The sequence below is a fragment of the Streptomyces sp. NBC_00377 genome, from assembly GCF_036075115.1.
Taxonomy (GTDB): Bacteria; Actinomycetota; Actinomycetes; order Streptomycetales; family Streptomycetaceae; genus Streptomyces.
In genome coordinates, this window is record NZ_CP107958.1 from 2,517,681 (window position 1) to 2,535,726 (window position 18,046).

The 18,046-nt window shown below is 70.1% G+C and carries 17 protein-coding genes and 1 pseudogene; 5 read left to right on the top strand and 13 right to left on the bottom strand.

Translation table 11 applies throughout. The features are described 5' to 3' along the window. Positions 1-58: 58 nt before the first annotated feature. Complete coding sequence (locus OHS71_RS11345) at positions 59-982, bottom strand: RNA polymerase sigma-70 factor (RefSeq protein WP_057605725.1); 924 nt, start codon at positions 980-982, stop codon at positions 59-61. A gap of 177 nt (positions 983-1,159) precedes the next feature. Next, positions 1,160-1,927, bottom strand: coding sequence for an SDR family NAD(P)-dependent oxidoreductase (locus OHS71_RS11350; protein WP_328479265.1), 768 nt, complete (start codon positions 1,925-1,927; stop codon positions 1,160-1,162). 144 nt (positions 1,928-2,071) lie between these two features. Here OHS71_RS11350 and OHS71_RS11355 point away from each other — a divergent pair. Further along, positions 2,072-2,245, top strand: a pseudogene (locus tag OHS71_RS11355) (IS5/IS1182 family transposase); the annotation flags it as partial. Positions 2,246-2,376: 131 nt separating this feature from the next. Here the strand turns inward: OHS71_RS11355 and OHS71_RS11360 are convergent. Further along, positions 2,377-3,126 (bottom strand): SDR family oxidoreductase, encoded by a 750-nt coding sequence (locus tag OHS71_RS11360; protein ID WP_328479266.1) that lies wholly within the window; start codon positions 3,124-3,126, stop codon positions 2,377-2,379. 116 nt (positions 3,127-3,242) lie between these two features. On the opposite strand from OHS71_RS11360, the gene OHS71_RS11365 reads away from it, so the two are divergent. Next, on the top strand, positions 3,243-3,533 hold the full coding sequence (locus tag OHS71_RS11365) for a hypothetical protein (protein WP_328479267.1): 291 nt from the start codon (positions 3,243-3,245) through the stop codon (positions 3,531-3,533). 277 nt (positions 3,534-3,810) lie between these two features. Here OHS71_RS11365 and OHS71_RS11370 read toward each other — a convergent pair whose 3' ends face one another. Then, positions 3,811-5,151 (bottom strand): class I SAM-dependent RNA methyltransferase, encoded by a 1,341-nt coding sequence (locus OHS71_RS11370; protein WP_328479268.1) that lies wholly within the window; start codon positions 5,149-5,151, stop codon positions 3,811-3,813. A 119-nt stretch (positions 5,152-5,270) separates the two neighbouring features. Continuing rightward, complete coding sequence (locus OHS71_RS11375) at positions 5,271-7,412, bottom strand: APC family permease (protein WP_328479269.1); 2,142 nt, start codon at positions 7,410-7,412, stop codon at positions 5,271-5,273. A gap of 413 nt (positions 7,413-7,825) precedes the next feature. Here OHS71_RS11375 and OHS71_RS11380 point away from each other — a divergent pair, with 413 nt between their 5' ends. Together OHS71_RS11380 and OHS71_RS11385 are read left to right on the top strand one after the other, a co-directional pair. Beyond that, on the top strand, positions 7,826-8,494 hold the full coding sequence (locus OHS71_RS11380) for a potassium channel family protein (protein ID WP_328479270.1): 669 nt from the start codon (positions 7,826-7,828) through the stop codon (positions 8,492-8,494). Next, entirely contained in the window at positions 8,494-9,171 is a 678-nt protein-coding gene (locus OHS71_RS11385) for a potassium channel family protein (RefSeq protein WP_328479271.1), read from the top strand. The genes OHS71_RS11380 and OHS71_RS11385 overlap by 1 nt, the downstream gene beginning before the upstream one ends. A 191-nt stretch (positions 9,172-9,362) precedes the next feature. Here OHS71_RS11385 and OHS71_RS11390 read toward each other — a convergent pair whose 3' ends face one another. The 8 genes from OHS71_RS11390 to OHS71_RS11425 all read right to left on the bottom strand — a co-directional run bounded on the left by OHS71_RS11390 (position 9,363) and on the right by OHS71_RS11425 (position 17,506). Then, positions 9,363-10,121: a DUF3159 domain-containing protein gene (locus OHS71_RS11390; protein ID WP_328479272.1), complete on the bottom strand. Its 759-nt coding sequence runs from the start codon at positions 10,119-10,121 to the stop codon at positions 9,363-9,365. 3 nt (positions 10,122-10,124) lie between these two features. Then, positions 10,125-10,523 (bottom strand): OB-fold nucleic acid binding domain-containing protein, encoded by a 399-nt coding sequence (locus tag OHS71_RS11395; RefSeq protein WP_306948879.1) that lies wholly within the window; start codon positions 10,521-10,523, stop codon positions 10,125-10,127. Positions 10,524-10,744: 221 nt separating this feature from the next. Next, positions 10,745-11,461, bottom strand: coding sequence for a response regulator (locus OHS71_RS11400; protein ID WP_328479273.1), 717 nt, complete (start codon positions 11,459-11,461; stop codon positions 10,745-10,747). Continuing rightward, positions 11,455-14,004, bottom strand: coding sequence for a sensor histidine kinase (locus tag OHS71_RS11405; RefSeq protein ID WP_328479274.1), 2,550 nt, complete (start codon positions 14,002-14,004; stop codon positions 11,455-11,457). The genes OHS71_RS11400 and OHS71_RS11405 overlap by 7 nt, the downstream gene beginning before the upstream one ends. A 183-nt stretch (positions 14,005-14,187) precedes the next feature. Further along, positions 14,188-15,375 carry an alginate lyase family protein gene (locus OHS71_RS11410; RefSeq protein WP_443046907.1) on the bottom strand — a complete coding sequence of 396 codons (1,188 nt, stop codon included), beginning with the start codon at positions 15,373-15,375 and terminating at the stop codon, positions 14,188-14,190. Between the two features lie 232 nt (positions 15,376-15,607). Next, complete coding sequence (locus OHS71_RS11415; RefSeq protein ID WP_328479275.1) at positions 15,608-16,372, bottom strand: DUF3710 domain-containing protein; 765 nt, start codon at positions 16,370-16,372, stop codon at positions 15,608-15,610. 1 nt (position 16,373) lies between these two features. Further along, on the bottom strand, positions 16,374-16,925 hold the full coding sequence (gene dut / locus OHS71_RS11420) for a dUTP diphosphatase (protein WP_328479276.1): 552 nt from the start codon (positions 16,923-16,925) through the stop codon (positions 16,374-16,376). Next, complete coding sequence (locus OHS71_RS11425; RefSeq protein ID WP_328479277.1) at positions 16,922-17,506, bottom strand: PaaI family thioesterase; 585 nt, start codon at positions 17,504-17,506, stop codon at positions 16,922-16,924. Before OHS71_RS11425 ends, dut begins: the two co-directional genes overlap by 4 nt. A gap of 58 nt (positions 17,507-17,564) precedes the next feature. On the opposite strand from OHS71_RS11425, the gene OHS71_RS11430 reads away from it, so the two are divergent. Continuing rightward, positions 17,565-18,029 carry a DUF3093 domain-containing protein gene (locus OHS71_RS11430; RefSeq protein ID WP_328479278.1) on the top strand — a complete coding sequence of 155 codons (465 nt, stop codon included), beginning with the start codon at positions 17,565-17,567 and terminating at the stop codon, positions 18,027-18,029. Positions 18,030-18,046: the final 17 nt, after the last annotated feature.

An 18,046-nucleotide genomic window follows, 5' to 3' on the forward strand; every position in this document is an offset into this window, starting at 1 on the left:
CCGCCGGTGTCGGCCTGAGCCCCTGCAACCCAGCCCTGGAGCGCAGTCGGCTCTTCGGTCAATCTTTGGGCCGGTCTGCCTGGTTCGCCTCACGGAGAGCCACCCAGGCGTCCGCTACTGGACCGACGTGCCCGAGCTTATCGGGGTTGTTCACCGTGTGGATTGTCTGGATCTGGCCGTCGAGTAGGTCGAGCGCCCAGATGCTGAGGACCTGGCCGTCCCGGTCGCGGAAGATCGCGCCCGGCTGGCTGTTCACCTGCCGCGGCTCCACAACACCACCGCTCCTGATAACCAGCGGCACGAACGCCGCGAGCACCCGGACCACGTGCCCGGCACCAAGGACGACCGGCTTGAACCGCGGGGCCTTGCCGCCACTGTCGCCGATCATCGACACGTCGGCGGCCAGCAGCTCGGCCAGCCCGTCGACATCCCCTTCCCGAAAGGCGTCAAAGAACCGTTCGGCGAGTTCCTCGCGCTCCTTCCGGTCCGCCTCGAACCGGGCCCGGCCCGCGTCCATGTGACGGCGCGCCCGCACCGCGAGCTGGTGGCACGCCGCCTCCGATCGCCCCACGGCCGATGCGATCTCCGGGAAGCCGAAGGCGAACACCTCCCGCAACACGAAGACCGCGCGTTCGAGAGGGGTGAGCCTCTCCAGCAGGAGCAGGGCCGCCATCGACAGCGAGTCCGCCAGCTCCGCCGACCGCGCCGGATCCTCGTACGGGTCGGTCAGCAGCGGTTCGGGGAGCCACGGTCCGACATACTCCTCCCGCCGGACGCGGGCTGAGCGCAGCACGTCGATCGAGATCCGGGTGACCACGGTCGACAGGAACGCCTTGGCCGACCCGGGCTGGGTGGAGGTGGCCTGGTAGCGCAGCCAGGTCTCCTGGACCGCGTCCTCGGCCTCGCTCACACTGCCCAGAATCCGGTAGGCGATCGAGAACAGCAGCGGCCGCAGGTCCTGGAACTCTTCCGTCTTCGTCACGCCGGCTCCTCCTTGAATCTCTGCCGCCACGAGGGTGGCGTCGGCTCCCAGCTGGAGAAGCCACGCCCCTCGGCCATCAATTACCACTGCCTGTCGTGTGGCCGGCAGCAGGGCCGGGCACCTGCGGACCGGCTATGGCGCCCGGCCCGCAGAACGCCCCGTTGTCCAGGGCCACCATCACCAGGGCACCGGGCCCTCCTCACTGAAGAATCCGGCGGTCGGGCCATCCGCGCCGAGCATGGCCAGGCGCACCACGCCTGCGGCACCCTGCGCGACCGTAAGGAATCCGGTGTGGTTGTTGCTGTCCGTGTCGACGAAGCCGGGGGCGACTGCGTTGACAAGGATGCCGTCCTTCCGCAGCTCATTGGCGTACTGCACGGTCAGCGCGGTCAGTGCGCTCTTGGACGGCGAATATGCAGCCGACGGCAGCAGTGCCGCGAAGGGGCCGTCCGGATCGCTGGTGAGACTCAACGACGCGGCGTGGCTGCTGACGTTGACGATGCGTGGCGCCGGCGACCGCCGCAGCAGTGGAATCATGGCGTTGGTCACCGCAATCACCCCGAAGACGTTGGTCTCGAACACCGCCCGGACCATGTCCAAGTCGACAGAACTGGGGACTTGGTCGTGGGCCTCTTCGGGCGAGACCTGCCCAGAGCCGGTGATGCCGGCGTTGTTGATCAGTACGTCGAGGTAGCCGAACCGCTCCTCAACCTGCTTCGCGGCCTCCTGGACGGTGGCCTGGTCGGTGACGTCCAAGGCGACGGCGTGCGCGTCTCCGTCGGCCGCGCGCACCGCCACAGCGGCTTCCTCACCGCGCCGCAGGTCTCTGGCACCGATCAGGACCGTCATGCCCAGCGCAGCGAGTTGCTCGGCAACCCCACGACCGATCCCCTTGTTCGCCCCGGTAACCAGCGCGACCTTCTGATGTGTCGTCCGCTCGCTCATGCCCAGCTCCCTGTTGTCGAGGTGGGGTTCTTCTCAGAACCTGTCTTCGCAACCTGAGACGAGACAGCCCGGTCGTCTCTGACACGCGGGCAGAATCAACTGTTCTCGGTCGAGGCGATCTGGTCAGAGTCAGGCAGGACGGTCCACGGCATCGTCCAAGCGTGCCTGACCCGGCAGATCCTCGTGCTCGCCGACCGGGCCTACCAGGGTGCCGGCGCCACCGTCCGCACCCCCTACTACCACCACCACGAACAGCCCGAGCACTACCAGCAGTTCAACCATGACCGCGCCCCGTGCGACGACCGGGGCGAAGCCGAAGACGCTTCCTTACCGTTCCGCATCCTCGGTGAGGACCACCCCGAAGCGGGTCCCGCTCGCGTTCGTCCCTCATGTGGCCCCACAGGACCCGCCCGCGTGCTGCTGGTTCCGCGTCGGTCACTACAGGTCGGTCAGCTACCGGTCATCATGGCGAGGACGTCGTCGTAGGAGCCGGTGGCCACCGCGTCGCGGATGAACCTTGCGGGCTCGACGACCAGCTCCTTCGCGTCGGGCTTCTCACGCAGCAGATCGAGGACCTCGGTGAGGAAGTCGTCCAACGGCATGGACTGCTCGCTGTCCTGCTGGCCCATCAGGGTCGTGCGCACGCCCGCCGGGACCACCTCTATCACCTGGACACCGGCGTCAGCACTGGCGAGCTGGATACGCAGGCTCTCGGAGAAGGAGTGCAGCGCGGCCTTGGTCGCGCTGTAGGTCGGCGTGATCGGGAACGGTACGAACGCCAGCGCGGAGGTGACATTCATGACGGCCGCGTCGTCCTTGCCCACCAGCAGCGGCAGGAAGGCGTACGTCATCCGGATCGTGCCGAGCAGATTGGTCGCGACGTGATCCTCGGCGACCTGGAGTCCTGCCGGGTCAAGGACGCTCTCCAGCAGTTGAATGCCGGCGTTGTTGACCAGGACGTTCAACCCCGGGTGGCTCGCCGCCACGGCCTCACGGGCCCGGGCAATCGAGTCAGGGTCCGCGACATCGAGGACGACCGCGTCGATACCCGGGTGCTCGGCCGTGATCTCGTCAAGGAGTTCCTTGCGCCGGCCGGCGACAATCACCTTGTTGCCAGCCTCGTGCAGACGCACCGCCAGGCCGAGACCGATGCCAGAGGTGCCGCCGGTGATCAGGATCGTGTTGCCAGTCATCTTCATGGAGGTCTTGCTCCTTCGGTACGGCGGGCCGGTGAGCGCCCGCAGCCTCGACCGTAAGAGCGCCCGCACAGGGGCGGGAGAGGAAGGTTTGTCCATGGATCGGCAGTCTCTGCCTCGTGAAGAGAACGCCGGCCGTCGGGCCGGGTCCTGCGCAGAAACTGGACGGGGCCGCTGGCCGAGCAGTCGCGAAGGCGCATCGCGTCGGCGAAACGCTCGCCTACGAGGGCGTCGTCCAGGAGCTCATCGCGCGCTCACGCAGCGACTTCGCGCAGCCGAGCCTGCTCGTCCTCGAGACCGCCTGGTTGATCGACCGGCACGGCGCCAAGGTGGCGACGGCGGGCGCGGCGACTTTTACGGCTGCTATCTCAGCACGCGCTACCGACCCGCGCCTGGCGTCCAACTCCTGAGCCCGCGTGCAGTCTGAGTTTGATCATTGACCTCGCTGCTGTTTCAGGCGCACGAGCCTCGTGACGCCCCATCAGAAGCAGCGTCGAACGAGCGTCAAGACACCTCCCCCACCGCCCCCTCACGAAGCTGGGGCAGAGCGTTCATCGCCCGCACCCCGCTCTTCGAAGCAGCAGGTGAGGCATGTGGCGCGAGCCTGCGACGCACTCCACGCGATGGACTGAGGGAAACAGGTCGGGCACACCTCGACGCACCTGAGCAGTCCAAGTAAATCGCAGGTCAGGGCGCCTTTGAAGCCGGTTCGAGAATCGCCACGCACTCCACGTGGTGCGTCATCGGGAACAGATCGAACGCCCGCAGCGTCCGCACCTTGTAGCCGCCGTCGCGGAAGTACGCCAGGTCGCGGGCGAGGGCCGCCGGGTCGCAGGCCACGTACGCGATCTTCCGGGCCCCCAGGGACACCAGATGCTCGACCGTCTTCTTGCCCGCGCCCGCCCGGGGCGGATCCAGGACGATCAGGTCGACCTCGTCGATGCCGGTGCGCGGAAGCACCGCCTCCACCTTGCCCTGCTCGATCCGCACCCGCTCGAACCCGGCGAGGTTGTGCCGGGCGTCCTCGACGGCGCGCTTGCCGGACTCGATGCCGAGGACCGCGCCCTTGTCGCCGAGGCGGTCGGCGAGGGCGCCCGCGAAGAGGCCCACACCGCAGTACAGGTCGAGCGCCATGTCGCCCTTGCGCGGCAGCAGGCCCTGCATGACCGCCTTGACGAGGGTGTCGGCGGCCTGCGGGTGTACCTGCCAGAAGCCGCCGCTGCCGACGCGGTACGTCCGGCCGTCGGCCCGCTCGCGCACGAACGCGCGGCCGTGGACACGGTGGATGCCGCCGTCGTGCTCCTCGACGCGCATGACGGAGACGGGCCTGTCGAGTTCGACGAGAGGAAGCCGGGCGCCGGGCCGGGGCTCCAGGATGACCATGCGGTCCTGGGAGCCGGTGGCGGCGATCGCGTCGACGGACGCCATCCCTGACCAGTCGCGGTCCTCGATGCCCAGCTCGCTGACACCGGGTGCCGCGATCATGCAGTGCTCGATCGGCTCGACCTCGTGCGAACGGTGGCGTCGCAGGCCGGCGTTGCCGTCGGCGTCCACCGCGTACTGGACGCGAGTGCGCCAGGAGGGCACCTGACCTGGCGGCAGCTTGTCTCCCTCGGCCGGCATCACGGTGCCGTCCCAGCCGGCCTCCTCGGGCGTGAGGCCCGCGAGCCGCAGCAGCTGCTCGGCGACGACCTCGCCCTTGAGGCGGCGCTGGGCGCCCGGCTTGGCGTGCTGCCAGTCGCAGCCGCCGCAGCGGCCGGGGCCGGCGTACGGGCAGGGTGCCTCGACCCGGTCCTTGGACGCCTCCAGCACCCGCACCGCGTCCGCGCGCAGGTACCGGGCCCCTTCCTCGCCCTCGGTCACCCGGGCCACGACCCGCTCGCCGGGCAGCGTGTGCCGGACGAACAGCACCTGGCCGGCCTCGGTCCGGGCGATGCAGTGGCCGCCGTGGGCGACGGGGCCGATCTCGACCTCGTACTCCTGCCCGACGAGCGACACCGCCTGCGACTTCTTCGGTTCTGCCTGCATGGCGGGATGACTCCACAACGTCGAACGAGGAACGGCCGGACAACAGCCCACCAGTCTACGTGGCTGTCGTCCGGCCGTTCACCATGCGCCGGGGCGGAGCGGGCGTCAGCGGGGCAGGGTCAGTTCTTCGCGTCCGGACCCGAGGAGCCCGGTGCCTTGCCCGAACCCGACGGCTTGCCCGGACCCGAGGGCTCGGTCGAACCGGGCGTCGCGCCCGAACCCGACGGCTCCTTCGGCCGCCCCTCCTGGAGGGGACCGCGCCGCACCGCACCCGGGGCGTTCCACTCCGAGCGCCTGCGGGCGCGCTTCTTCGCCACCTCCGAGGACTGGAGCTGGTACGGGACGGACGTGACCATGACGCCCGGCGTGAACAGCAGTCGGCCCTTGAGCCGCAGCGCGCTCTGGTTGTGCAGCAGGTGCTCGTACCAGTGTCCGACCACGTACTCCGGGATGATCACCGACACCGCGTCGCGCGGCGACTCGTGCCGCAGGCTCTTGACGTACTCGATGACCGGTCGCGTGACCTCCCGGTAGGGCGAGTCCAGGACCTTCAGCGGTACGTCGATCCCCCGCCGTTCCCACTCGTCGCGCAGCGTCTTCGTCTCGACCGGGTCGACGTTGACGGTGAGCGCCTCGAGGGTGTCGGAGCGCATGAGCTTGGCGTAGGCGAGAGCGCGCAACGTCGGACGGTGGATCTTGGAGATCAGCAGCACCGAGTGGACACGCGAGGGCCGGACGGTGTCGTCACTGGGGCCCTCGGGAGCGGCGATCTCCGCGGACACGCCGTCGTAGTGGCGGCGGATCGCGGTCATCGTCCCGTAGAAGATCACCATGCCGAGCAGGGCGACCCACGCTCCGTGCGTGAACTTGGTGACCAGGACGACGACCAGGACCAGCCCGGTGAAGAAGGCGCCGAAGGTGTTGATCGCTCGGGAGCGGATCATGTGCCGCCGCTTGAGCTGGTCGGTCTCGGTCGCCAGGAGGCGGTTCCAGTGCCGGACCATGCCGATCTGGCTGAGCGTGAAGGACACGAACACGCCGACGATGTACAGCTGGATCAGCCGCGTGGAGTCCGCGCCGTAGATGACGACGAGCAGGGTGGCGGCGCCGGCCAACAGCACGATGCCGTTGGAGAAGGCGAGGCGGTCGCCGCGGGTGTGCAGCTGGCGGGGCAGGTAGCGGTCCTGGGCGAGGATCGAGCCGAGCACCGGGAAGCCGTTGTAGGCGGTGTTCGCGGCCAGGAACAGCACCAGGGCCGTGGCGGCGGCGAGCACGATGAACAGGAAGCTGCCCTTGCCGAAGACGGCCTCGGCGACCTGGGTGATCACCGGGTTCTGGACGTATCCGGCGCCGACCGCGACGCCGTTGTGCAGCAGGTCGGCGGCCGGGTTCTCGGCCATCCGGACGTCGGTGACCAGGGCCAGGACGATGATGCCGCAGAACATGGTGACGGCCAGCAGGCCCATCGCCGCGAGCGTGCTCGCCGCGTTCTTCGACTTGGGCTTGCGGAAGGCGGGGACGCCGTTGGAGATCGCCTCCACACCGGTGAGCGCGGCACAGCCGGAGGAGAAGGCGCGCAGCAGCAGGAAGACCAGGGCGAAACCGGCCAGGCCCTGGTGCTCGGCCTTGATCGTGTACGCGGCGGTCGGCGCGCGCATGGTGTCGTCGAGCACCAGCCCGCGGAAGGCGCCCCAGGCGATCATGATGAAGACGCCCGCGACGAAGACGTAGGTCGGGATGGCGAAGAGCTTCCCGGACTCCTTGACGCCGCGCAGGTTCATCAGCGTCAGCAGCACGATCACGGCGACCGCGCAGGCCACCTTGTGCTCGACGACGAACGGGACAGCGGAACCGAGGTTCTCGATGCCGGAGGCGATGGAGACGGCGACGGTCAGGACGTAGTCGACGAGCAGCGCGCTCGCGACGGTCAGGCCGGCCTTGGGGCCGAGGTTGGTGGTGGCCACCTCGTAGTCGCCGCCGCCGCTGGGATAGGCGTGGACGTTCTGCCGGTAGGAGGCGACCACCGTGAACATCAGCACGACGACCGCGAGGGCGATCCACGGGCTGAAGTGGTAGGCCGACACGCCCGCGATGGACAGGACCAGCAGTACCTCCCCAGGCGCGTAGGCCACGGAGGACAACGGGTCGGAAGCGAATACGGGCAGAGCGATGCGCTTCGGCAGGAGCGTTTCTCCGAGCCGATCACTGCGCAGTGCGCGCCCGATCAGAATCCGTTTGGGCACGTCGGTCAGTTTGGACACAACAGAGGATCGTATTCCTTCGAACACGGGGCCGCCCACCCTCCCCCGCCCTCAGCCGGGTGACGGTGTGCCGCGTCTGCCTCTCGGGTGAAATCGGCCAGGCCGGAGCGGCGGATTCCGCAGCCGGGCCGACCCCCATGTCTATATGACAATTCCCGCCCGCTGCCGCCCCTCGGAGGGTCCATGCACACGACCGCGGAGATCATCGGCGCCGTCGGTACCCTCGTCGGCCTCGGAATCCTTACCTTCCTCAGTCTCTCGAGCATCAGCCGCCGCTGATCCCGGGCGATGCGTGCACGGGGGTGCCCTGCGCCGACCGCGCGTGTGTAGCTTGGGCGGCGGTCTGAGACCCTGTTCGGAGCCAGGCCAGAAATTTATTGACTTCTTGACTTCTTGACCTCGGAAGGACGGTCGTGCACATCGTCATCATGGGCTGCGGCAGAGTGGGTTCCGCTCTCGCCCAGACCCTGGAGCAACAGGGGCACACGGTCGCCGTGATCGACCAGGACCCCACCGCCTTCCGACGACTGGGCTCCGGTTTCGGCGGCCGTCGTGTCACCGGAGTCGGCTTCGACCAGGACACCCTGCGCGAGGCGGGCATCGAGGAGGCAGGCGCCTTCGCGGCCGTGTCCAGCGGCGACAACTCCAACATCATCGCCGCCCGCGTGGCTCGTGAGATGTTCGGCATCGAGAACGTCGCCGCCCGCATCTACGACCCCCGCCGCGCCGAGGTGTACCAGCGCCTCGGCATCCCCACCGTCGCCACCGTCCGGTGGACGGCAGACCAGATGCTGCGCCGGCTGCTCCCCTCCGGCGCCGAGCCGCTGTGGCGCGACCCGACCGGCGGCGTCCAGCTCGCCGAGGTGCACGCCGCTCCGTCCTGGGTCGGCCACAAGATCAGCAAGCTCCAGGAGGAGACGGGCGTCCGCGTGGCGTTCCTCACCCGTCTCGGCGAGGCGATCCTGCCCTCCTCCCAGACGGTGCTCCAGGAAGGCGACCTCGTGCACGTGATGCTGCGCAGCGACGAGGTCGAGAAGGTCGAGGCCTCGTTCGCCGAGGGCCCCAAGGAGGACGGTCACTGATGAGGGTCGCCATTGCCGGAGCCGGCGCCGTCGGCCGCTCGATCGCGGGCGAGCTGCTGGAGAACGGCCACGAGGTCCTGCTCGTGGACAAGGCGCCGACCGCGATCTCGGTCGAGCGCGTCCCGCAGGCGGAGTGGCTCCTTGCCGACGCCTGCGAGATCACCTCCCTCGACGAGGCCGCGCTCCAGCGCTGCAACGTCGTGATCGCCGCGACCGGCGACGACAAGGTCAACCTGGTCGTCTCGCTGCTGGCCAAGACGGAGTACGGGGTCCCGCGCGTCGTCGCCCGGGTGAACAACCCGAAGAACGAGTGGCTGTTCAACGAGTCCTGGGGCGTCGACGTGGCCGTCTCGACGCCGCGTCTGATGTCGGCCCTGGTCGAGGAGGCGGTGAGTGTCGGCGACCTGGTCCGGTTGCTCCGCTTCAGTCACGGCGACGCCAACCTCGTCGAACTGACCCTCCCCGAGGAGTCGGCCCTGGCCGGCACCCAGGTCGGCGACGTGGAGTGGCCGGAGGACACGTCTTTGGTCACCATCATCCGCGGCACCCGGGTCCTCACCCCGACCCGCGAGGACTCCCTCGAGCCGGGCGACGAACTGCTGTTCGTGGCCGCCCAGGCGAGAGAGGAACAGCTGGAGGACCTCCTGTCGGTCCGCAGGGACGACACCGGCAGCTGATCCGCGAACGTGACGACGATGGGGCGCCCGGAGTTCTCCGGGCGCCCCATCGTCGTCACGCACGGCGGGCCGTGCCGCCTTCCCTACCCGGCCGGCTCCACCAGCCCGTCCGGCATCGATGTCCAGGCCCGTTCAGGGCCGAAGCGGGGTCCGGGGCGCAGCCCCCGAGGGCGTTGACCCATCGCCGGGAACTAACCCTCCCGACGGTGCCGCCCACCGGCCTCCGAAGCAGCCGCCGCCTCCGCGGCAGCGGCCTTCTCCTCCGCCTCCATCTCCGCGAACACGTCGATCGGCGCGGGCGCCTTCGCGAGGAAGACCCACGTCAGCCAGACGGCGAGCAGGAACGGCGGGATCTTCAGGGCGATCAGCACCCAGCCCAGCTGCGCGGTGTCGGCCCACCAGTACAGCGGGAACAGGATCGCGCACTTGGCGAGCAGGATCAGCCCCCACGCCCAGCTGGCCTTGGCGTACGCCTTCTTGCGGCCCGGGTTGCGGGTCCGCCAGGAGAGGTTCTCCTTGAAGACCGGACCCAGGATCAGGCCGATCAACGGCACCCCGCAGAGCGTGGTGACGATGTAGGCGAGGGCGAGGCCCAGCGTGTACAGCATGCCCGGCAGATAGAAGTCCTTGGCGTTGCCGGTCATCATCGCGAAGACGACACCGAAGGCGACGCCGAAGACCCCGCTGAAGGCGTGCTTGACCGTGTCCTTCCGCACCAGGCGGACCACGACCAGGATCAGCGACACCGCGAGCGCGGCGATCGCGGACATGTGCAGGTCCTTGTTGATCGTGAAGATCGTGACGAAGAGCAGGCCGGGCACGACCGTCTCGACCATGCCCCGCACCCCGCCGAACGCTTCGAACAGCGCGGCCTCGGTCACCGCCCGGGCGTCGGCCGCGGCCGTGTCGTCCGCGGTCGTGTCTTCGGTCGGCTTGTCGAGCGACGTCACCGGCTACTCCCTACCCAGGGGTCTCAGTTCGTACTTGGGGTTGAACAGCACCCGGCGGCCCCGGCTCATGGAGACCCGCCCCGATGCGATGAGCCTGCGCCCCGGTTCTATCCCCACTATGGAGCGCCTGCCCAGCCACACCACGTCCAGCGCGGCGCTGCCGTCGAACAGCTCGGCCTCCAGGGCCGGAACTCCGGCGCGCGGCCGCAGGGTGACCGTGCGCAAGGTACCAGTAACCGTGACGATCTGGCGGTCCTGGCAGTCCCCGATCCGCGTGCAGCCGGCCGTCTCGGTGTCCTCCCGCAGCTCCTCGGACTCCAGGTCCTCCTGCGACGAGGAGAGCCGGTCGAGCATGCGCCGGAACCGGCCCACCGGCTTTTCGGAACGAGGAACAGCACTCATGTCTGAAGCGTACCGGGGCACACCCCTGTGCCGTAGCCACCGCCCCGGCCGTCGCACTGGTGCCGCGGCGGGCAACGTTTGCCCGTCAAGGAGCGGCGTCCGGTGCGTGCTCTCGGCGTGCCGGCCGGAAGTCCTCGTACTGGACGTACCTGGGCTTTCGGCCGGTGCGGCGAGAGTGCGTGCCGGGCGTCGCGACGGGGCGAACGTTGCCTGTCGCGGCACTAGCGCTCGAACCGGTATCCCATCCCGGGTTCGGTGACGAAGTGCCTGGGATGCGAGGGATCCGCCTCGAGCTTGCGTCTCAGCTGCGCCATGTACACCCGCAGGTAGTTGGTCTCCGTCCCGTACGACGGCCCCCACACCTCCTGGAGCAGCTGTTTCTGGCTGACCAGTCGGCCGGTGTTGCGCACCAGCACCTCCAGCAGGTGCCACTCCGTGGGGGTCAGCCGTACGTCCTTGCCGGCCCGGTCGACCTTCTTCGCGGCCAGGTCGACGGTGAATCCCTCCGTCTCCACCAGGACCTCGTCCTCGCCGCCCGCGGCGGGTTCGGCCCGGCGGACGGCGGCCCGCAGCCGGGCCAGCAGCTCGTCCATGCCGAACGGCTTGGTGACGTAGTCGTCGGCGCCCGCGTCGAGCGCCTCGACCTTCTCGTCCGAGGAGTGCCGGGCGGACAGCACCAGGATCGGCACCCTGGTCCAGCCGCGCAGCCCTCTGATCACCTCGACGCCGTCCATGTCGGGCAGTCCCAGGTCGAGGACGACGACGTCCGGGTGGCGGGCGGCGGCCAGTTCGAGGGCGGTGGCGCCGTCGTGCGCCGCGTCGACGTCGTACTTGCGGGCCCTGAGGTTGATCACGAGGGCGCGGACGATCTGCGGCTCGTCGTCGACCACGAGCACCCTGGTGGGGGCCTTGGGTGTCCCCCCAGCCGGGCTCAGCATGGGGCATGCCTTTCGGGTTGTGCGGGTCGCGGCTCGGGGCGGGGCCCCGCCGCGCGGACGCTGAGGACCATGGTGAGGCCGCCGCCCGGGGTGTCCTCGGCGTTCAGGGTGCCGCCCATGGCCTCGGCGAAACCACGTGCGACCGCGAGTCCCAGGCCCACCCCGGCCCCGCGCGGGGCGTCGCCGTAGCGCTGGAAGGGCGCGAATATCCGTTCCTTGGCCTCGTCGGGAACGCCCGGCCCGCGGTCGACGACCCGTACCTCCACCCGGTCGGACATCGCACTCGCCGACACCAGCACGGGCGTGCCGCCCGGGCTGTACTTGACCGCGTTCTCGACGAGGTTGGCCACCGACCGCTCCAGCAGTCCGGCGTCCACCGCGACCATGGGCAGTGTCTCCGGGATGTCCAGCTCCACACTCTGCGCCGGGTCCGGCACCCCACCGAGCGCCATCGGCACGACCTCGTCCAGGTCGATCTCCCGGATGATCGGCGTGACCGTGCCCGTCTGGAGGCGGGACATGTCGAGCAGGTTGCCCACCAGGTGGTCGAGACGGTCCGCGCCCTCCTCGATGCCCTCCAGCAGTTCCGCCCGGTCCTCCTCCGACCAGGCCACGTCGTCGGACCTGAGGCTCGACACCGCCGCCTTGATCCCGGCCAGCGGTGTCCGCAGGTCATGGCTGACGGCGGCCAGCAGGGCCGTGCGGATGCGGTTGCCCTCGGCGAGCGCGCGGGCCTGGTCGGCTTCCTCCTGGAGGCGCCGCCGGTCCAGTACGACGACCGCCTGCGCGGCGAACGCGGCCAGCACCCGCCGGTCCTCGGCGGGCAGCACCCGCCCGGTGAGCGCCAGCGCGAGACGGTCGCCGACCGGCACGTCCACGTCCGCGTCCTCGGGCCGCTCGACCGGCGGTCCGGACCCGACGTGTCCCGCGCGGGTCCACGGCCCTCTGTCCTCCGCCCGTTCCAGCAGCGCCGCCGACTCCATCCCGAAGGTCTCGCGCACCCGCTCCAGCAGCGCCTCCAGGCTGGTCTCGCCCCGCAGTACGTTGCCCGCCAGGTAGGAGAGGATCTCCGACTCGGCCCGCAGCCGGGCCGCCTGGTGCGTACGCCGGGCCGCCAGGTCGACCACCGACGCCACGGACACCCCGACCCCGATGAAGATCACGATGGCGACGATGTTCTTGGGGTCGGCGATCGTCCATCTGTGCAGGGGCGGTGTGTAGAAGTAGTTCAGCAGGAGCGAGCCCAGCGCCGCCGAGGCCAGGGCCGGCAGCAGTCCGCCGAGCAGCGCCGCCGCCACCGTCACGGCCAGGAACAGCAGCATGTCGTTGGCGAGGCCGAGGTGGACGGTGTTCAGCAGCAGCGCCAGGAGCGGCGGGCCCACCACGCCGACCAGCCAGCCCCAGACGATCCGGGCGCGCCCCAGCCGGGCGCCCCGGGCGACCGGCAGCCCGCGCCCCTTGGCGACCTCGTCGTGCGTCACGATGTGCACGTCGAGGTCGGAGCCCGACTCCCGGGCGACCGTCGCGCCGACCCCGGGGCCGAAGACGTACTGCCAGGCCTTGCGGCGCGAGGAGCCGAGCACGATCTGTGTGGCGTTGACCCCGCGGGCGAAGTCGAGCAGCGCGGCCGGGATGTCGTCGCCGACCACATGGTGGAAGGTGCCGCCCAGGTCCTCCACGAGGGTGCGCTGGACCGCCAGTTCCTTGGGCGAGGCGGATGTCAGCCCGTCGCTGCGCGCGATGTAGACGGCCAGCACCTCGCCGCCGGCGCCCTTCTCCGCCAGCCGCGTCGCCCGCCGGATCAGGGTGCGTCCCTCGGGACCGCCGGTCAGCCCGACCACGATCCGCTCGCGTGAGCCCCAGATCGCCGACACCCGGTGCTCGCTGCGGTACTGCTTCAGGTATTCGTCGACCCGGTCGGCCAGCCACAGCAGGGCCAGCTCCCGCAGCGCGGTGAGGTTGCCGGGCCGGAAGTAGTTGGACAGGGCCGCGTCCACCTTGTCCGGCTGGTAGATGTTGCCGTGCGCCATCCGCCGCCGCAGTGCCTGCGGTGACATGTCCACCAGCTCGATCTGGTCGGCGTGCCGGACCAGCTCGTCGGGCACGGTCTCCTGCTGCCGTACGCCGGTGATCGCCTCCACGACGTCACCGAGCGACTCCAGGTGCTGGATGTTCACGGTCGACACCACGTCGACGCCCGCGGCGAGCAGTGCCTCCACGTCCTGCCAGCGCTTGGCGTTGCGTGAGCCCGGGACGTTGGTGTGGGCGAGTTCGTCCACCAGGGCGACCCGCGGGGCGCGGGCGAGAACCGCGTCCACGTCCATCTCGGTGAAGAGACCGCCGCGGTACTCCAGGTCCCGGCGCGGGACCTGTTCGAGGCCGTGCAGCATCACCTCGGTGCGCCGGCGCCCGTGGTGCTCCACGAACGCCACCACGCAGTCCGTGCCGCGCTCCACCCGACGGTGCGCCTCGGACAGCATCGCGTACGTCTTGCCCACACCCGGTGCCGCACCGAGGTAGATCCGAAGCTTTCCGCGTGCCATGGCCTCATTGTCTTTCAGGGGCTCTCCCGCGCAGGACTGCGTGCGCAGCGTCGACCTTACGGCCAACAGTTCCGACATAAAGGATGAACTGAGGGGCGAGGAGCGCCTTTGACGCATCTCTGACGCGGTGAGACGGACACCGTCGCCCCTCGATCCTTCATCGGACGAGCCCCCCGAAACGGTTCACGCGGGATTGTCCCCGTGGGTGAGCGTCTCCCAGGCGACGAAGAGGTTGTTGCCGGCGGCCGGACGGTTGCGCAGCGTCAGCGTCCCCGTGTTGCTCATCGCGATGCCCAGGCGGTTGTGCAGCGCGTTGTAGCCGATCTCGGTGACCGGGCCGAGCCCGAGGTTCAGGGAACCTCCGCACAGCGAGCTCGGGACGCTCGCGCCGAGCTGGTACCTGGCCTGGAAGCCGAGGGCCTGCCGCAGCCGCTCGCCGACGTCGGTGCCGTAGAGGTCCTGCCCCTGGATCCGGCTGGTCTCGGCGACGTGCGAGATCGCGGAGATGCCGTAGCCGGTGTGGGTGAGGTCGCGGCAGGTCTCCTGGGTCAGGCCGGTGACGAAGGTGCCCTGTCCCTGCCAGTAGGCGACGATCTTGTCCCGGGTGTTCAGGTTCTGGCTCGGCACGGTCCTGGGCAGCTCGCCGTCGGAGGCCAGGTAGACGTAGGCGGCCGTGCGGGTGCGGAACCTCGCCATGGCCTTGTCGTACGACGACCGGTCCTCGAGGAAGACGGAGATGCCGATCGCGGCCTCCGTCATGGAGAGCTCCCAGTTCCCGTTGGAGTGGGAGCCGTTGATCACCTCGGGCAGGTAGACATCCCGCAGCATGGTCGCGAAGCGGCCGGAGTTCGCCCAGGCGCCGGTGTACGTGTACTTGATGATCTCGGCGGCCCTCGGCCAGGACGAGCCGGCCCAGCCGGTCTGGAGGGGCGCGTTGCTGTCGGTGTGGTCCTTGACGACGGCCGACCATGCGTCCATCAGCTCGATGGCCTTCTTGGCGTACCGCTCGTCCCGCGTGACGTACCAGGCGAGGGCGTCGGTGTACGCGGCGAGCGCGTCCTGCCGCTCGTCCGTGCAGCCGTGGTCGGGCTGGGAATAGGAGCCGCACTCGACCACGGCGCGGGGTGCGGGGGTACGGCTCAGGTCGGCGTACTTGCTCGCCAGCAGCTGGTCGAAGGCCCCTTTCCAGGGCTGGGCCGCGGAGCCGACCTTGCCCCGGACGAAGTCGAGCTGCGCCCGGGAGACGGTGACCCCGGGATGGGCGAAGGCGGCGGGGGCGGCGGGGACGGCTCGGGCGTGCGGCACGTTCACGGGCACGAGAGCGCCCAGGACCAGGGCGGTGACGGTCACCAGGAAGGCGGTTCGGCGCACAGCGGCTCCCTTGTCGTTCTTGTATGTGAACAAAAAGCGCTCATATGAACCACAAGCTGAGCGGAGACCGTAGGTCCAGACCAATGGACCGTCAAGGGTTCACGCACGAGAAAGCCGCAAGGATGAACACGTCAAACAATGAACGGCAGGCGCGGGCACGGCGAAGGGCCGCACCCCGTGAGGAGTGCGGCCCTTGCGGCGCTGCTGTGGCCGTGCGGCCCGCCGTCGCGGTCTAGCGGACCTCGGTGATCTCCGGTCCGCGCTGCAACTGGCCCATGCCGCCGGAGAAGCGGGAGCTCTCGTCCTGCTGCTGGACGCCCTCGGGGACCATCTGCGCGTCGTTCGGCAGCTTGAGGACGATCGGATCGCGGGGGGCCATCGGGCCCTCGCCGCGGACCACGACCGTGTCCCGGAAGATCTGCTCGAGCAGACCGGCCGCCTGCGGCTGCACGGCACCCTGCCCCGAGATCACCCCGCGCAGGAACCAGCGGGGGCCGTCGACACCGACGAACCGCACGACGTGGAAGCCGCCCGTGCCGTCCGGCAGTTGCACCGGCACCTGCGCCCGCAGCTCCCAGCCGAGCGGGCCCTCCACCTCGTCCACGATGCCACCCTGCTGGGTGATACCGGAGCCGATCTCCTCGCGCACCTCGCCCCAGATGCCCTCGCGCTTGGGGGCGGCGAAAGCCTGGAGCTGGATGGCACTGTCACGCAGCACGACGGTCGCCGCGACGATCGCGTCACCGGCGACCTCGACCCGCAGTTCCATGCCGTCGACCCCGGGCACGAAGATCCCGCCGAGGTCCACACGGCCCTCGGCCGGGTCGCGCACCTCCGAGTCGTCCCAGGGCCCGTCGGGCCTCGGCTCGGGCTCGAGCCGCACGCGCTCGCGCCCGCCCTCTACCTCGTCCGCCTCAGCGTCGACACTGTCGACGACCTGCTCGGCCTCGCCGGCCGCGTCCTCGGCGGCACCCTTCTTGTTGCGACGTCCGAACACGTCACTGTCCTTCCCGGTCGGATACGACCGATGCGTATCGATTCCCACCCGTCGCGCCGCCATCGGCGGCCGAGGCGCTTGTACCGCTTGCACCGCCCACGGCGGCATGCCCGCCGGTGGACCCGAAGCCCCCCGCGGCCCGCGCCGATTCGGGAAGCTCCGCGACCTCCTGGAAGCGGACCTTCTCGACCTGCTGTACGACCAGTTGGGCAATCCGGTCGAAGCGCTCGAACCGCACGGTCTCGCGCGGGTCGAGATTCACCACGATCACCTTGATCTCCCCACGGTACCCGGCATCAACCGTCCCCGGGGCATTCACGAGGGCGACGCCGCACCGGGCGGCCAGCCCCGAACGCGGGTGCACGAAGGCCGCGTACCCGTCGGGGAGGGCGATGGACACCCCCGTGGGCAGCACGGCCCGTTCACCGGGCGCAAGTTCATGACTGCGCGTGGTGCGCAGATCGGCTCCGGCGTCGCCCGGGTGCTCGTACGCCGGAAGCGGTACCTCGGGGTCGACGCGCCGGATCAGGACGTCCAGGAAGTCACGGCTCACGGGTTCACCTCGAAGGCGCGGGTGCGCCGGCTCTGGTCGGGGTCGCTCATCGCGGCCCGGATCTCCGCCTCGCGCCCGTGGTTCACGAAGTGTTCGACCGCGACCTCCACGAAGAGCGCGTCGGCGCGGACGGCGACGGGCCCGTCGGGGCCGCCGATCCGTCCGGTGGCACTCGAGTAGATCTTGCGCCGGGCCACCGCCGTCACCTCGGCCTCCAGGTACAGCGTGGTCCCCACGGGCACCGGCCGTACGAAGTCGGTCTCCAGCCGCCCGGTCACGGCGATCGTGCGCAGCAGCCAGTTCAGCGAGCCGAGTGTCTCGTCCAGTGCGGTGGCCAGGATCCCGCCGTGCGCGAGGCCGGGCGCACCCTGGTGGGCGGGCTGCACGGTGAACTCGGCGGTGACGGTCACTCCCTCGCCGGCCCGCGCCTCCAGGTGCAGCCCGTGGGTCTGCCCGCCGCCACATCCGAAACAGTGTTCGTAGTGGGCACCGAGAAGCTCGCCGGGCACGGGAGCGTCGGGGTGCCGGACGGGTTTCACGGCATCGGCCGGAGGCTCAAGAGCTGCGGAAGTACCACTCACAGCCGCAGACCTTACCCGCGCGTCCGTCGTATCCGGACACCGTGCCAAGCTTGGCTCCATGCAGCTCTCCGCCACCCCGTACGAAGAACGCCTCACCGCCCCCCGCTCATGGTGGTTCGTCTCGTTCCTCGTGGGTGTCTCGATGGCCCTGATCCTGCTGCCCTTCGGCACCCTGCCGTTGCTCGGCGGCCTGGTCGGCGGCACCGCGGCCGCCGCGGTCGTGGCCAGCTCCTACGGCTCCCTGCGGATCCGGATCGTGGGCGACTCCCTGATCGCGGGCGAGGCGAAGATCCCGGTCGCCGCACTGGGCGAGGCAGAGGTCCTGGACGCGGACGAGGCGCGCGCCTGGCGCACGTACAAGGCCGACACCCGGGCCTTCCTGCTGCTGCGCGCGTACATCCCCACGGCCCTGCGGGTGGAGGTCACCGACCCGGCCGACCCCACGCCCTACCTGTATCTGTCGACGCGGGAGCCGGAGCGCCTGGCGGAGGCGCTGAAGGCGGCGCGGGAGACCGCGGCGTAGCCGGACCCCTCGGCCGG

Coding starts and splice junctions, on each gene's coding strand:
- OHS71_RS11430 (WP_328479278.1), top strand. CDS start 17,565: ATGCAGCTCTCCGCCACCCCGTACGAAGAACGCCTCACCGCCCCCCGC.
- OHS71_RS11400 (WP_328479273.1), bottom strand. CDS start 11,461: ATGCTGAGCCCGGCTGGGGGGACACCCAAGGCCCCCACCAGGGTGCTC.
- OHS71_RS11360 (WP_328479266.1), bottom strand. CDS start 3,126: ATGAAGATGACTGGCAACACGATCCTGATCACCGGCGGCACCTCTGGC.
- OHS71_RS11350 (WP_328479265.1), bottom strand. CDS start 1,927: ATGAGCGAGCGGACGACACATCAGAAGGTCGCGCTGGTTACCGGGGCG.
- OHS71_RS11405 (WP_328479274.1), bottom strand. CDS start 14,004: ATGGCACGCGGAAAGCTTCGGATCTACCTCGGTGCGGCACCGGGTGTG.
- OHS71_RS11395 (WP_306948879.1), bottom strand. CDS start 10,523: ATGAGTGCTGTTCCTCGTTCCGAAAAGCCGGTGGGCCGGTTCCGGCGC.
- OHS71_RS11385 (WP_328479271.1), top strand. CDS start 8,494: ATGAGGGTCGCCATTGCCGGAGCCGGCGCCGTCGGCCGCTCGATCGCG.
- OHS71_RS11370 (WP_328479268.1), bottom strand. CDS start 5,151: ATGCAGGCAGAACCGAAGAAGTCGCAGGCGGTGTCGCTCGTCGGGCAG.